This is a genomic window from Roseateles sp. P5_B10 (assembly GCF_056400485.1).
Genome location: NZ_JBFULE010000003.1, coordinates 1 through 13,225, shown reverse-complemented (window position 1 = coordinate 13,225; position 13,225 = coordinate 1). Strand labels below are relative to the sequence as shown.

19 protein-coding genes are annotated in these 13,225 nt (G+C 65.3%); 1 reads left to right on the top strand and 18 read right to left on the bottom strand.

Annotation, left to right across the window (positions count from 1 at the left end):
- Positions 1-40: 40 nt before the first annotated feature.
- Complete coding sequence (locus AC1DU6_RS00615; RefSeq protein ID WP_477855845.1) at positions 41-928, bottom strand: LysR substrate-binding domain-containing protein; 888 nt, start codon at positions 926-928, stop codon at positions 41-43.
- A gap of 102 nt (positions 929-1,030) precedes the next feature.
- Here AC1DU6_RS00615 and AC1DU6_RS00610 point away from each other — a divergent pair, with 102 nt between their 5' ends.
- Positions 1,031-1,636, top strand: coding sequence for a hypothetical protein (locus AC1DU6_RS00610; protein WP_477855844.1), 606 nt, complete (start codon positions 1,031-1,033; stop codon positions 1,634-1,636).
- 103 nt (positions 1,637-1,739) lie between these two features.
- Here AC1DU6_RS00610 and AC1DU6_RS00605 read toward each other — a convergent pair whose 3' ends face one another.
- From AC1DU6_RS00605 to AC1DU6_RS00525, 17 genes are all read right to left on the bottom strand, one after another.
- Positions 1,740-2,381, bottom strand: coding sequence for a sigma-70 family RNA polymerase sigma factor (locus AC1DU6_RS00605; RefSeq protein ID WP_457323215.1), 642 nt, complete (start codon positions 2,379-2,381; stop codon positions 1,740-1,742).
- Between the two features lie 52 nt (positions 2,382-2,433).
- Positions 2,434-3,174, bottom strand: a complete 741-nt coding sequence (gene fliP / locus AC1DU6_RS00600; RefSeq protein WP_457323214.1) for a flagellar type III secretion system pore protein FliP — start codon at positions 3,172-3,174, stop codon at positions 2,434-2,436.
- A complete protein-coding gene (locus AC1DU6_RS00595) occupies positions 3,171-3,506 on the bottom strand; it encodes a flagellar biosynthetic protein FliO (RefSeq protein WP_457323213.1) in 336 nt (111 codons plus the stop codon). The genes fliP and AC1DU6_RS00595 overlap by 4 nt, the downstream gene beginning before the upstream one ends.
- Positions 3,503-3,817 (bottom strand): FliM/FliN family flagellar motor switch protein, encoded by a 315-nt coding sequence (locus AC1DU6_RS00590; protein WP_457323212.1) that lies wholly within the window; start codon positions 3,815-3,817, stop codon positions 3,503-3,505. Before AC1DU6_RS00590 ends, AC1DU6_RS00595 begins: the two co-directional genes overlap by 4 nt.
- 16 nt (positions 3,818-3,833) lie before the next feature.
- Complete coding sequence (locus tag AC1DU6_RS00585; protein ID WP_457323211.1) at positions 3,834-4,547, bottom strand: FliM/FliN family flagellar motor switch protein; 714 nt, start codon at positions 4,545-4,547, stop codon at positions 3,834-3,836.
- Positions 4,544-5,737: a flagellar hook protein FlgE gene (locus AC1DU6_RS00580; RefSeq protein ID WP_457323210.1), complete on the bottom strand. Its 1,194-nt coding sequence runs from the start codon at positions 5,735-5,737 to the stop codon at positions 4,544-4,546. The genes AC1DU6_RS00585 and AC1DU6_RS00580 overlap by 4 nt, the downstream gene beginning before the upstream one ends.
- Before the next feature lie 20 nt (positions 5,738-5,757).
- Positions 5,758-6,144 (bottom strand): flagellar hook assembly protein FlgD, encoded by a 387-nt coding sequence (locus tag AC1DU6_RS00575; RefSeq protein WP_457323209.1) that lies wholly within the window; start codon positions 6,142-6,144, stop codon positions 5,758-5,760.
- Positions 6,134-7,465 carry a hypothetical protein gene (locus AC1DU6_RS00570; protein WP_457323208.1) on the bottom strand — a complete coding sequence of 444 codons (1,332 nt, stop codon included), beginning with the start codon at positions 7,463-7,465 and terminating at the stop codon, positions 6,134-6,136. Before AC1DU6_RS00570 ends, AC1DU6_RS00575 begins: the two co-directional genes overlap by 11 nt.
- 1 nt (position 7,466) lies before the next feature.
- A complete protein-coding gene (locus tag AC1DU6_RS00565; RefSeq protein WP_477855843.1) occupies positions 7,467-8,000 on the bottom strand; it encodes a hypothetical protein in 534 nt (177 codons plus the stop codon).
- Positions 7,997-9,307: a FliI/YscN family ATPase gene (locus tag AC1DU6_RS00560; RefSeq protein ID WP_457323206.1), complete on the bottom strand. Its 1,311-nt coding sequence runs from the start codon at positions 9,305-9,307 to the stop codon at positions 7,997-7,999. Before AC1DU6_RS00560 ends, AC1DU6_RS00565 begins: the two co-directional genes overlap by 4 nt.
- Before the next feature lie 3 nt (positions 9,308-9,310).
- Positions 9,311-10,027: a FliH/SctL family protein gene (locus AC1DU6_RS00555; RefSeq protein ID WP_477855842.1), complete on the bottom strand. Its 717-nt coding sequence runs from the start codon at positions 10,025-10,027 to the stop codon at positions 9,311-9,313.
- Complete coding sequence (locus AC1DU6_RS00550; RefSeq protein WP_477855840.1) at positions 10,024-10,479, bottom strand: hypothetical protein; 456 nt, start codon at positions 10,477-10,479, stop codon at positions 10,024-10,026. The genes AC1DU6_RS00555 and AC1DU6_RS00550 overlap by 4 nt, the downstream gene beginning before the upstream one ends.
- Positions 10,476-11,924: a flagellar basal-body MS-ring/collar protein FliF gene (gene fliF / locus AC1DU6_RS00545; protein WP_457323203.1), complete on the bottom strand. Its 1,449-nt coding sequence runs from the start codon at positions 11,922-11,924 to the stop codon at positions 10,476-10,478. Before fliF ends, AC1DU6_RS00550 begins: the two co-directional genes overlap by 4 nt.
- A 4-nt stretch (positions 11,925-11,928) precedes the next feature.
- A complete protein-coding gene (gene fliE / locus AC1DU6_RS00540) occupies positions 11,929-12,234 on the bottom strand; it encodes a flagellar hook-basal body complex protein FliE (RefSeq protein ID WP_477855838.1) in 306 nt (101 codons plus the stop codon).
- The gene (locus AC1DU6_RS00535) at positions 12,231-12,662 is read right to left on the bottom strand and encodes a flagellar basal body rod protein FlgC (protein WP_457323201.1); all 432 of its coding nucleotides are present in this window, start codon (positions 12,660-12,662) and stop codon (positions 12,231-12,233) included. The genes fliE and AC1DU6_RS00535 overlap by 4 nt, the downstream gene beginning before the upstream one ends.
- Complete coding sequence (locus AC1DU6_RS00530; RefSeq protein ID WP_457391243.1) at positions 12,662-13,021, bottom strand: flagellar basal body rod protein FlgB; 360 nt, start codon at positions 13,019-13,021, stop codon at positions 12,662-12,664. Before AC1DU6_RS00530 ends, AC1DU6_RS00535 begins: the two co-directional genes overlap by 1 nt.
- Before the next feature lie 15 nt (positions 13,022-13,036).
- On the bottom strand, positions 13,037-13,225 hold a 189-nt coding region (locus AC1DU6_RS00525), incomplete at its 5' end, for a flagellar basal body P-ring protein FlgI (RefSeq protein WP_477855835.1).

Sequence of the window (13,225 nt, the reverse complement as noted above, 5' to 3'; positions counted from 1 at the left end):
GGGCGAACAGAACCCAAAGCAAACCTGCTGTCCGGCATCTTCAAACGATAGTTTTGCTTGCGCCCGGCGGCGGCGCGGCGGCGGCGAGCTGGGTCGCCAGCCACTGCTCGAAATGCGACGGCGGCGCCTCGGCGGGCGCCAGCAGCCAATAGCTGTCGGGGCCCTGAACCAGCGTGGCAAAGGGCGCGAGCAGCTCGCCGCGCGCACACAGATCGCCGAACAGCACCGGCGACAGCAGCGCCACGCCCAGCCCCTGTACGGCGGCCCGCGCCTCCAGCTCGTAGTTCGGAAAGCGCGTCGCGACAAAGTTCGGTCGCGCGCCAGGCCGGCCTGCCGCCTGGAACCAGGCGGGCCAGCGCGGGTCGGGGATCAGCGGCAGGCCGAGCAGGTCGTCCACCGTCCAGCTCTTGTTCTGCCCTGCCAGCCGCGGGCTGAGCATGGGCGTGCCCTGCTCGGGCAGCAGCTGGATGGCGCGATAGCCGGGCCAGGGCCCGCTGCCGCTGCGGACGGCGACATCGAAGCTGCCGGCTGGTGACAGGCCCTGGCCGGCGTCCAGCTCGATCGCGTCTGCTCCGGCCAGCGCCTGGTAGCTGGCCAGGCGCGGCACCAGCCAGCAGGCGGCGAAGGTGGGCGCGCAGGTAACCCGCAACGGCGGCCGCGCGCGCCGGCAGTCGTCGACAGCCGTGCGCATCAGCGCCAGCGCCTGCTCCACACCGGCCGCCAACGCCGCGGCGCGCGCCGTCACGATGAGCCTGGGGCCGTGGCGGCCGAAGAGCTTGACGCCGAGCTGGCCCTCCAGCGCGCGCATGCGCTGGCTGACCGCCGTCGGCGTGATCGCCAGCTCGTCGGCCGCGCGCGAGAAATTGCCATGTCGCACGCAGGCCGCAAGGACGCGCAGCGACTCAAGCGGCAGCCCGGGCGAGTTCATGGCCATTTGAAGAGCGGCTTCACATCAAGCGCAGCAATCATCGTTTTGAGCGGCATGGGAGAGATTCCTAGACTGGGTTTCCAACCAGCGAGAGACCGCCACATGCCCACATCATCGACTCAAAACCTCGCCGCCTTTGCGATGCTCACCGCGCTGGCATGCACTCCTGCAGCCGCTGCCGACCCGCCCGGCTACACGCTGGCCCGCCAGGGCGACATGCACGACTTCGACTTCCTCGGCGGCGCCTGGACCACGGTGCAGCGCCGCCTGAAGGCGCGCAACACCGGCGGCCGCGACTGGGAGGAGTTCCCGGCCAACCTGTGCCTGACGCACTATCTGGACGGCATCGCCAACGTCGACGAGCTCCACATGCCCACGCTGGGCCGCCGCGGCCTGACGCTGCGGGCCTTCGACACGCAAAAGCGCCAGTGGTCCATCTACTGGGTCAGCAGCCCGTCGGGTCGGCTCGATCCCATCCCCGTCGTCGGCGGCTTTCAGGGCGGCCGCGGTGAGTTCTATGGCGAAGACAAGGACGGCGACAAACCGGTCAAGGTGCGCTTCATCTGGGAGAACCTGGACCGCGACCATGCCCGCTGGGCGCAGGCTTTTTCCTACGACGACAAGACCTGGGAGACCAACTGGACCGCCGAGTTCACGCGCGCAGATCCGGCACGACTCTGCGACCAGGGACGGCCGCGGCGGTCCTGAAGTCCCCGGAAGACAAGCCCGCGGTCCGACACAGTCGACCACTCATCAGCAGGCCCAGGGCTTCGGGGCTGCTGAGCGTCAGATGCATCAAGGCGACTCGGTATCAGCCCAGCACATTGCCTGCCTTGAGCTCGCGCAGACGCTCACGCAGTCGTCGCAATGCAGCATGGTGGATCTGCGAGATGCGGCCTTTGGTCAGCGCGAGACCCTGTGCAATTTCGTCGAAGGGCTGCTGTTGGAAGTAGTGTCTGAAGATCACTCGCCGTTCTACCTCGGGTAGCTGCTCGACAAGTTCGGCCAGTTGCCGGCTCAGTTGAGCAAACTCAATACGTGCATACGCGTTATCGGGCTCACCCGGCTCACCCACTTGCTCGTACTCGCCCTCAAGTGCAAAACCCAGAGCCAACCCGATCGCAAGGTCGCTGAGCCGCTCAAGCGCGGATCTATCTTCCTCGGCATCTTCCTGGCGCAAAGACTCCGCTCGCTCGCGCGCCTGGTCGTGGCGGGCGGCAAACTGCCGCTGGAATTCGCTGTAGCTGGGCAGGCCATTGAGGATGGCCCCCTCGATTCGATAGGTGGCAAACGTCTCGAAGCGCACGCCACGTGCGGGCGTGTAGCGATCAATCGCCTCAAGCAGGCCCACGACACCCAGTTGCACGAGGTCTGCGAACTCCAATTCGTTGCCCAGCCTGCGCGCATAGACGCGCGCGGCCAGGCGCCGGACGAGGGGCGTGTAGGCATCCACCAGCCTGGCTCGCTCCACAGGAGACTGGCGGCTGGCCCAGCTCGCAGCGTGCTCAGTGGATGGTGCCGAGGAGGGAACGGGTGACGATGTTCCAGCCATCGATCAGCACAAACAGCAGCAGCTTGAGGGGCACCGATACGGTGGTCGGAGGCACCATCATCATGCCCAGTGCCATCAGCACGCTCGCGACGATGAGGTCGATGAGCAGGAAGGGCAGGAAGATGATGAAGCCGATTTGAAAGGCCATGCGCAACTCGGACAGCATGAAGGCCGGGATGAGGTGCAGCATGCTGACATCGGCCAGGCTCTGGGGCCGTTCAGCTTTGGCCAGTTCGATCATCAGGCCAAGATCCTGCTCGCGGGTCTGCCTGACCATGAACTCCTTCAGCGGTTCGATGCCGCGCTCGGCGGCGACCGCCATCTTGGCCTTGCCGGCAAGATAGGGCTGCACCGCCTCGTCGTTGAGCCGCTGCAGCACCGGCTGCATGGAGAACAGCGTCAGGAACAGCGCCAGGGTGATGATGACGACGTTCGGCGGCGACTCCATCAACCCGATGGCATGGCGCAGCATGGACAGCACGACGACGATGCGCACGAAGCAGGTCATGCAAATCAGCGCAGCAGGAATGAAGCTGAGTGCCGTGAGCCCCAGGAAGATGCGCAGGGCCGAGGCCATCTCCGGAGACTGTGCCCCTTGTTCGGCCAGGTTCCAAGGCGAAGGTGGTGTACCCGCAGCCCATGCCACGCCGGCAGTGAGCAGCAGGCTCGCCGCGAACAAACGATGCAACTTCATGCCTGCTTTACCTCGTCCTCTAGGTCGTCGCGCAGGCATTGCGTCCCTGCAGGACCGACGCTGAGCAACAGGCGCCTCCCGGCATAGCGCGTGACGACGAGCTGGGTCTGCCCGCTCAGGCTCCGGCTCTCCAGCACATCAATTAACGTCGACCGACCTCGCGGCCATGCCTTCGACACCAGGCTGCGGCGACGCAGGCCCCAGATGATCACCACGAGCGCAACGAGGCAGAGCATGGTCGCCAGACCCCATTGGGAGCCGCTTGGAAGCCCTGTGTCCTCGGCTACCCGGAAGGGAATGGCCGCGCTGGCTGAAGTGCCCGGAGGGTTCATGACTGGGATTCGTGGGGTGCGACCTGCACGATGCGGATGCCGAACTGCTCGCCCACGGCGACCAGCTCGCCCCGGGCGATCACGTTGTCGCCCAGCATCACGTCAAAGGGCGCATTGAGGGCTCGGTCGAGCGTCAGCACCGCGCCCTCCCGCAGAGAAAGAATCTCGCCCACCTTGCTGCTGGCATGACCAGCAACCACGGTCAGCTGGGCCTTGACGCCTGCCAGGGCGGCAAGGCGCTGGCTGGGAGCGGCGGATTGGGAGCCGGGCTGCTCTGCAAGCGCGGGAAGTTCAACGGATTGGATCGTCATGGCAGTAGGAACCAGATCAGGAAGCCAGCCAGCGCAAGGCACGCTGGGGCGGGTTGGCGATCGTGCCGAGATGGCCGGACAGTTCAAGTGAGCTGCCGGGTGCCAGGACACGAAGCGGCGCATCAAGCGACTCTTTCAGCAGCAGGACGTCACCGGGCGCGAGCTGCATCAACTCCTCGACGTTGATGTCTGCTTTGCCCAGCTCGGCCATCAGGGGCACAGGCGTATCGGCGAGAGCTTGTTCGAGGTTCACTTTGGGCAATGCCTCAGGCGCCGGCGACTTCAGCCTCCCGGACGCTCGCAACTGCGCGCATGTCATTACAAATCCACAGCGTTGGCCGAGCATGTCAACCGCGATGCGAATGCCTTGGTCACCCAAGGGCCCATGCTCCTCTGCGGCCGCCGGCTTTACCCCAAATACCTCACGGACCTGAAGCTGCAATGAGGCGATCACACGCTGGACGACTACGCCGACCAGCGGCGATCCATGGGCGTCGAAGCTGAAGAGGGCCTGAGCCAGGGACTGCTTCCACGCCGGAGACGGCTCGCCCAACAGATCGACAAAGTCGAGCGCATCCGTGGCGCCAGCGGCAACCGGCTGGCATTGCACTGGCCCCGGCGCAGGAACGTTCCACCTGACCGTCCAGCTCGACAGCAGGCCGCCCACCTCCTGGGCGATCTCGCCGCAGATCGCTTCAGGCAGCCAGGTGAGGCGACGAACAGAGCTCAACGGTGACCCTTCATGTCAAACAGGTCTTGCAGCAGCTCGTTGGCCGTCGAGACGATCCGGGAGGACGCTTGATAGCCGCGCTGGGCGACGATGAGGTCCGAGAACTCGGTCGCGAGGTCGACGTTGGAGCCTTCGATTTGATTGGAGCCAATGCTGCCGAAGCCTGCCTGGTTCGCCTGCCCGACATGCACGCCTTGCCGTGAGTCGTAGGTGAAGTCGCTGCCGTCTTGCGGCTTGAGCTCCGCGTTGGCATCGAACCTGGCCAGCGCGACCTTGGAGCCTTTCGCAGTCTGGCCGTTCGAGTAGGTCAGGCTCATCGTGCCGTCGGCCTCGAAAGCGATCTGGCTGAGCGTGCCTACGGCATAGCCGTCACTGCTGCCAATGGCAAGGGTCGACGAGGAGCCGGTGTCGAAGCTGGTGACGTTGCCCGAAAAATCGAGGGTGACGCTCGTCCCGGCCACGCCCGGGGGCGTATAGGTGAAGCTCAGCGTGTTTGCAATGGGCGACGGAATGCCGCTGACAAACTGAATCTCTCCGCTTGCCACATCGGTGGTCCCGTCCGTGACCTTGACCACCCAGGTACCGGCCGCCCCGGTCTTGGGTGTGAAGTTGACCTTGAGCGTGTGCTCGCCGCCGACAGCGTCCACGAGCTTGAGGCTGGACAGGTTGAACTCCGTGGCGCTGCTCGAGAGATTGCCGGTCATCTTCACCGCCGTCGTCGCCTTCGGCGCGTAGATGCGCAGGCCGTCCAGCGTGATGGGCGTCTGGGCGCTTGCGGTCGTCAGGCCGATCACTTGCCTGTTCGTTCCGCGTGTGACGAGCACACCGTCGCGATCGAATTCAAACTGACCGGCACGCGTGTAGACCGCCTCGCCAGAGTCCTTCTCACGGGTAACGAAGAACCCTTCACCGTTCACGTTCAGATCCAGCGGGTTGCCCGTCTGACGGAGCTCACCACTCTGAAAGTTCACGACGGTGTGGCTGAGCGCCACGCCACCGCCGAACTGGGTCGCGCCATCGGTGGCCTGCCCCGAGCCGTCGCCAGGACTGGCGTAATAGCGGCTAGCGAACAGCGAGTCGCTGGCCTTGAACCCAGGTGTGTTGAGGTTCGCGATGTTGTTGCTGATGACCTTGAGGTCTGCAGAGAAGGTCTGCAATCCGCTGGTGCCGATGAAGATGGAGTCGAGCATGGTGCTTCCTTTGGATTCGTCTAACGGACGGCCGTGACGCTGGCCAGGTTGATGTCGGCGACAAGGCCACCGCTGCTGGTTTTAACGGTGAGGCGCGGCGCTCCTGAGGTGAACGACAGCGCGGTGACGGTTCCGGATGTGGCGCCGGTTTCCGTCGTCACATCCACGGTTTTTCCAAGCAGGCCCACCGACTGCATCGATGCCTGTGCTGTCAGCAACGAGCCAAGCTTGTCGTTCATCTCCTGCGTTTGCTGCAGCGATGTGAATTGCGCCAACTGGGTCACGAACTCCTGGTTATCCATGGGCTTGAGCGGATCCTGGTTGCCCAGCTGGGCGACAAGGATCTTTAGAAAGTCCTGGATGCCGATCTGAGTGACTGCGTTTGCAGCGGCGGTACTAGTTGCCATGGGGAGTGGTTTGAATGTTGGAAGTCTGTTGTGGGGCCGGCTCAGCGGACGAGCTGCCATCGCTTGCCATGCCGTCTTCCACTGCAGCGTCGCCATGCCTGCGTTGGTGTCCGTTGACAACAACCTGCACACGCGCATAACCGGCCTGCATCAGCGCCCTGGCAAGCTCCTGTGCCGCCACCTGCGATTCGAGAGAGTTCAGTTGGGCATCTCTCATGGACGCAAGGACTTGCTGCTCGTTCAATTCGCGCAGCATCAGGTGCTGCGACGCGGGCTCGCTCTCCGGATTGGTGGCCGAGAACCGAGGCCGCGCGCGGGCCGAAGCTTCTGCATCACCTTCTTCAATCGAGGATGGCAAGGCTGAGGGGCCCTCGCTGAGCAAAGCAATGTGCGCGGTTTCAGAAGTGGTTGATGTGACCGTCGCCACTGCCAGTGCTTGTTCCGGGGCGGCACCCCGGATGGACGCCTGGGCGCCCCAGCTGCGCCTGTCGATCTCCAAGCCGGTCATGTGCGAGCCAGCGTTTGCGTCAAGCGGCACGAGCGGTTGCATGGAAATGCTTACCGTCGGCATGGCGACCTTGGCGTCCGTCGTTTCGCCAATCACCGCGCTGGCACCTCGGTCGGACGCACCAGGCACCGGATCTTTGACGGCGCCTGCGCTCTCAATGGCGTCCATCGTTTCGCCAATCACCGCGCTGGCACCTCGGTCGGACGCACCTGGCACCGGATCTTTGACGGCGCCAGCGCTCTCAAGCGCGGCGCCGTACGCGCCTTCAAAGGCAGCCGGCCGAGGAAGGGATTGGACCGATTTCAACGAAACCACCGTGGCGGGGCGCGACGTTGATCCGTTCGCCAAATCCGATTCAAGCGCAGCGCGCAGAGTGCCTTCAAAGGCTGCAGGCCCAGCAAGGGATTTGACGGACTCCAGGGATGCCAGCGTGGTGGACCGCGACGTTGATTCGTTCGCCGATGCGGAGGCACCGGTTCCGGCGCCTGCACTCTGCGGCAAGCGTGCTCCCTCTTTCGCCAACGTTGTGGGCGCGCGGGAGTCTGCATGCCTTCCATCATTCTTCGCGTCGACACGAGTGCCAGCGTTACCCTGAGCCTGCGGGGAGGCCAATCGGGAAGCGTTGACGCGGGCACTGGAATCCGCCTCTGCGTTCGAGGCCTCCATCTGGAACCCGGCTTGGGGCTGAAGCTGCTGCGCCTGTCCCCAGGTGTCCAACCATTGGCGTTCGAGGTCCTGCAGCAGCCGCCTTTGCATGACCGCGCTGTCGTCGAGCCGATCTTTCGGCGGGGCATTGCCATGTATCTGAGTCATTTCAACCTTCCGACAAAGAAGCTTTCCGTTTTTTACCGTCGACAACGTCGAAGGACTCTCCAGCCGCCCCGTTCCGTTCAGCGTGAGCGGCGCCGCCAGCAATCCGTCCCAGCAGCCATGCTTCCGCATTGCTCTGAAGCTCGGTGGCCCTCGCGCTGCGCCRCAACTGCTCTGCCGACTGTCTGGCGATCTTTTCCAATGTGCGCTGGACGGCGTGGCTTTGTTTCAGTTCAGCCACCGCCGCATCCACCTGCTCGCGACACGCCTGCTGAGCGTGCTCGGCTTTCACGGCCTCGTCGCTCAGGAAGCCGTGGAAGCGCAAGTACACCGCATCGATTTCCCGGCTCGAGGCGGCAGCATGGCGCCGATTCGCCCAGTCCTGGCGCAACGACTTGAGGTCCCCCATCGCGCTGTCCCTGAGTTGCTCAGCCTCGAACAGCTCGTCCCATGCATGCCGGGTGCGCTGGAGGTGATCCAGGGTCTTGGCCTGGTGAGCCCGGACCGCGGTATGAAGCCAAGTCTTGCGCGGCTTCATGAGGCGGCCTGCCTGGCGAGCGCATGAGCCAATGCCGTGCGCGTTTCTTGAAGGGTAGAGCGGGCTGCCGTCGCCTGTCGCAGGAAACCGTTGATGCGGTCCCAGTTCTGAAGCGCGTGATCCAACGATGGATTGCTGCCGGCCTTGTACAGGCCCATGTCCACCATTTCATGCTGACGCTTGTGGACCGCGAGCAGCGAGCGAAGCTGCTGAGCCAGTTCGTGATCACCAGCGTCCAGCAGATCCGCGTCGAGGCGGCTGACGCTGCTCAGGACGTCGATGGCCGGGTAGTGGCCACCACTGGCCAGTTCGCGGCTCAGAACGATGTGCCCGTCCAGCGTGGCCCGCAGCGCATCCGCGACGGGCTCATTCATGTCGTCGCCTTCCACCAGCACGGTGTACAGCGCGGTGATCGATCCCATGCCCTGCAGGCCGCCGCAGCGCTCGCACAGAGAGGGAATTGCGGAGAACACCGACGGCGTGTAGCCGCGTGCGGTAGGGGGCTGACCTGCCGCGAGGTCGATCTCGCGCCTGGCCATGGCGAAGCGGGTGATCGAATCCATCATCAACAACACATGCCGTCCCTCGGCCCGGAAGTACTCGGCAATGCTGGTCGCGGTTTGCGCGGCGCGAGCACGCACGACCGCGGGTTGCTCGGCAGTCGCGACAACGATCACCGTACGCGCCAGCGCCTCGGGGCTGAGCCGCTTCTCGATGAAATCCTGCACTTCGCGACCACGCTCGCCGATCAAAGCGATCACGGCGACATCCGCCGTCAGGTTGCGCGCCAGCATGCCCAGCAGGGAGCTCTTGCCAACGCCGCTGCCCGCGAAGATGCCCATGCGCTGGCCCTTGCCCAGCGGCAGCATGGCGTCGATGGCACGGATGCCCGTCTCCAGCGATTCGCTGATAGGGGCGCGGGCAAGCGGGTTGAGGGGAGGCGGATGTAGCGGCATCTCCAGCGTTGGCCCCACCGGAACGCTTTCCAGCGGGCGAGCAAAAGCGTCGACCACTCGGCCCAGCAAGCCTGGGCCGACAGGCACGCTGGGCTGAGCGTCCAAAGCAAGCACTTCGGTTCCGACGATCAAACCCTTGCAGTGCCCATACGGCATCAGCGTCACACGTTGGTCGTGGATGGCGACAACCTCGGCCTCGATGCGGTCGCCCTCAGGCGTGCGCAGCTCGCAAATATCGCCAAGGGCCACCGCCGGACCCGAGGATTCGACGCCGAGGTCCGTCACGCGCGTGACCCGTCCCACGCGCCTGTACAGCGGCAGTCGAGCGAGCGCTTGAGGCCAGGTCGACACAGCTCAGCCCTTGATCGCGGCGCGCTCGCGCCGGGCAGTGTCCAGGGTCTCGCGCAGCAGGGCGAGCTGCACCTCGAGGCGTGCATCCAGAGTCTGGAGGTCGGATTGAATCAGGCAGCCTCCCAGGCTCACGCGGTCGGAGGGCGCAAAGGTCAACCCCTGTGGCCAGTTCTCCGCGTCGGTCGCCCGGCAGGCCTGGAGGCCCGCCAGATCCCGCGCGTGCAGCAAGACGGTCAGCGTGCCGTCCACCTGCGCCTCGTCAAGAACCTGCCGCACGACGGCGGCAACGTCCTCCGGCGCCTGTTGGCCCAGCAGGCGTGCGACGGCGATGAACGTCCACTCGGTGACCTCCGCCGCCAGCCGCTCACGCAGCGTCTGCGCCTGGCCGGCCAGGGCAGTCGCCAGGCCGCGCCATTTCTCGGCCTGTTCCTTGACATGCCGGTCCTGGCGCTCCTTGAGCTCCAGGTCGAACCGCGCCTTGGCCTCGCGCTCCGCCTGTTGCTGCGCGGCCTGCTGAGCCGCCCGGCGGCCCTGCTCTTCGCCATCCTTGCGGCCTTGCTCCATGCAGCGGCTCTTCAGCAGTTCCAGGTCGGACTGGCTGATCCAGACGCCCGGCTCGGTGGGCTGCTCGACGGGTTGCGTCGTCTCGCCGCGCAAGATGACGCGTGACGCAAGGGCATCCATTGCGTGGCCGGCCTTCAGCACTGACACGGCCTTCACGACGCGGCCTCCGGCAGCTGCGCCAGCTCACGCCAGCTTTGCATCACAGCCTCATGGAGTGCGGGCGTCCAGCCAGGCCCGGCGACAGCACTGGGGCGAGCCAGGAGTTCGTGAGGCCAATGCTGCAGGACGGCGTCCCGTTGCGGCACGGGCAGTGCGGCGAGGAGCAGGCTCTGCACCGCGGGGGCCTCGTCTGCAAGTACCAAGCAAAGGGCTCGCGCCTCGCCCGTCGACATCGGATGGTCCGGCGCAGCCTCGCTCAGCGCAACCCGGATCACCTCGTCATCGGGCGGTATGCCCAGCTCGCTCAACTCGGCCAGAAGCTCGCCCAGCGTCTGCCGAGACTGCACCGGCAGCTGATTCAGCAGCCATTCGCGATCCGCTTGGCCAAGCGCATGCAGGGCCAGCGCGGTGCGGCGCAAGCCTGCAGGAGTGTCCGAATCCAGGTTCATGCCTGCGGTTCCAGCCATTGCTTCAGCTTGGCCAGCATGGCCTCGCGCTCACGCTCGCTGAGCGAGGGCCCGACAGCAGCCTTCGGCGCACGCCGGGTCCACCACAGCACGCCGACGACAACCAGCGTCAGGGCCAGCATGACGGTGAGAACCACCGCCACTGGCGCCGCTGCCCGCTCGGCGACAGGCTCGCTGGAACGCGCGCGCGGAGTGAGCGGTTGGGGCGTGGTGACAGCTACCTGGCTGGCCGCCGCAACCGGCACAGATGCGGCCGCTCCCAGTTCGGCCATCGAATGCACCGCCACCACGTCGCCACGCGAAGGTTGGAGGCCTACGGCCGTCGCGACAAGTTGGCGCACGCGCGCAATCTCAGCTTCTCCCAGATTGCGCCTGACCACGACCGCCACGTTGAGATGCGAGATCTGGCCGCCCTGCGACACCGTTTGAGCCACGCGCTTGCCAGGCTGGTAGTCGGTCTCCTGGGTCTGCACCTGCGTGGAAGCGCCGCCATTCGCGTTCGCGTCGCCAGCAGGCTCCTTGACCACGGTGCGTTCACGCGTGATGACACCCGCGAGATGACCTCCGCGCTCGCCTTGCGGCGCGCCCAAGACTTCTTCCGTCGTCACGCGCGACTGTTCGTGATTGAGCACCACGTCCACCGCGACCATCGCTTCGCCAGGCTGGAACATCTGGTCGAGCAGGCGCGCCGCCTTGCGCGAGAGATGCGCTTCCAGGCCCTGGCGCGCATCGAGCTGGCCGGCTGCCTGGGTCGTGTCCTCACCACCGGCCTTCGACAACACGACACCGTGCTGGTCCAGCACCGTGACGTCATCCGGCTTGATTTCAGGCACAGACGCCGCAATCAGGCGTTGGATGCCCACGACCTGATCGGCACGCAGGGCCTGGCCGCCCTTGAGAGACACGCTGACCGACGCCTTGGCCTTGGGGCCGTCCTTGCGAAACAGGGTCTGATCAGGCAGCGCCAGGTGAATCCGGGCGTCCTGGACCTGGTCGATGGCGAGGATGGTTCTCGTCAACTCACCCTGCAGCGCGCGCTGGTAGTTGACCTTCTGCACAAAGTCGCTGACACCGAAATCAGCGTTGTTGAAGAGCTCGAACCCCACGGCACCATGCAGCGGCAGCTGCTTGCCCATCACCGCCAGCCGCGTGCGGTGCACGCTGTCCGCCGCGACGAGGATGGCGCGGCCATCCTCGCTCAGGCTGTAGGGTTGCTTGAGTTTGTCCAGCTCGGCGGTCAGCACCGCCGCGTCACGCTCGGCCAGGTCGGAGAACAAGACCGCCTTGGGTGCGCGCTGGGCCCACCATGCAAAAGCCAGGACGATTGCAAGGATGGCTGCCAAGCCCAGGCCAAAGCCCAGCTTCTTGCGGGCCGACCATCCAGCGAAGAAACCGCCCAACATCGCGGTTCGAGATTGCGTTGCCATCAAATTACACCTGCATGCGCATCACTTCTTGATACGCCTCCAACACTCGGGACCGCACCTGACTGGCGACTTGAAGCGCCAACCGGGCCTGCTCCAGTTGCAACATCACGTCGTGCAGGTTTTCGGCCGTGCCCGACGCCAGCTTGTTGATGCCTTRCTCAGCGCTGACCAGTTGCGTGTTCAGGCTGCCAAGTTCCCGCTCCACCCAGTTTGCAAAGCCCGGTGCCGCAGCACCCGTGACGCCAACTTGCGGCGTCTGCAGCGCCTGGGGCTGAATGGCCTCAAGGGCCTCGATCGCTTGAAAGCTCATCCCTGGCCTCCCAGATCCAGCGCCTTGGCGGCCATGGCCCTGGCAGTGCTCGCCACCGCCACGTTCGCTTCGTAGGCCCGCAGCGCCGTGCTCACGCTGACCATTTCGGTGGCCTGATCGACCGGGGCGTAGGCCACGAACCCCTGTGCATTGGCATGCGGATGCCCTGGGTCATGCACCAGGCGAGCAGCCAGATCCGCCGCAACAAGCTTGACTTCGCGTGGCAGCACCGCAGGCTCGGCAAGCCCCAGCGCGCGATTGAAGTTCACCTGCAGGGGTTGGGCGACAACCTTTTGAACCGCATAGGGCGCCTGACCGGCGGGCGCACTGCTGTGCATGTTCGCGAGATTGAGCGCGGCGACATCGACGCGGCGCTTCTCGAAGTCCATGCCGGCGGCGGCAATCTGAAATACGGCGCGGTAGTCCATCAGCGACGACCCTCCTGCACGGCCACGGAAAGGATGCTCAGCTGCCGGCCCATGGCCTTCAGGAGTGCCTGGTACTGCAAGCTGTTGCTTGACAGCGCAGCCATCTCGGCATCGAGCGCGATAGCGCTGTCAGTCGTGGCCACAACCTGTGGCGCCGGAACGTTCTCGGCCTTGAAGCCGCGGCCCGCCGCCAGTTCGGTCTGGACGTCGCCGAGCAGCTCTTCGAACTGCACACGCAGGGCCTTGGCGCCAGTGACGTTGGCGTTCGCGATGTTCTGCGCAATGGCCTGGTGCCTCATCGCGCCGGCATCCAGGGCACGGCTCACCAGTTGCAAGGTGGCAGGGTCAATGAAGTTCAAGAGTGCTCCCTGGGTTTACTGAACGATCAACTCGGCATGCAGGGCACCCGCCGCCTTGATCGCCTGAAGAATGGAAATCATGTCGCGCGGCGCCGTCTTGCCTTTGGCCAGCAACTGAACCAAATCGGACACCCGTGTCGGCCCGGCCGGTACGAACTTGGGTGCCACCGGTTCCTGCACCCGCAGCTGGCTGTTCGTATAGAC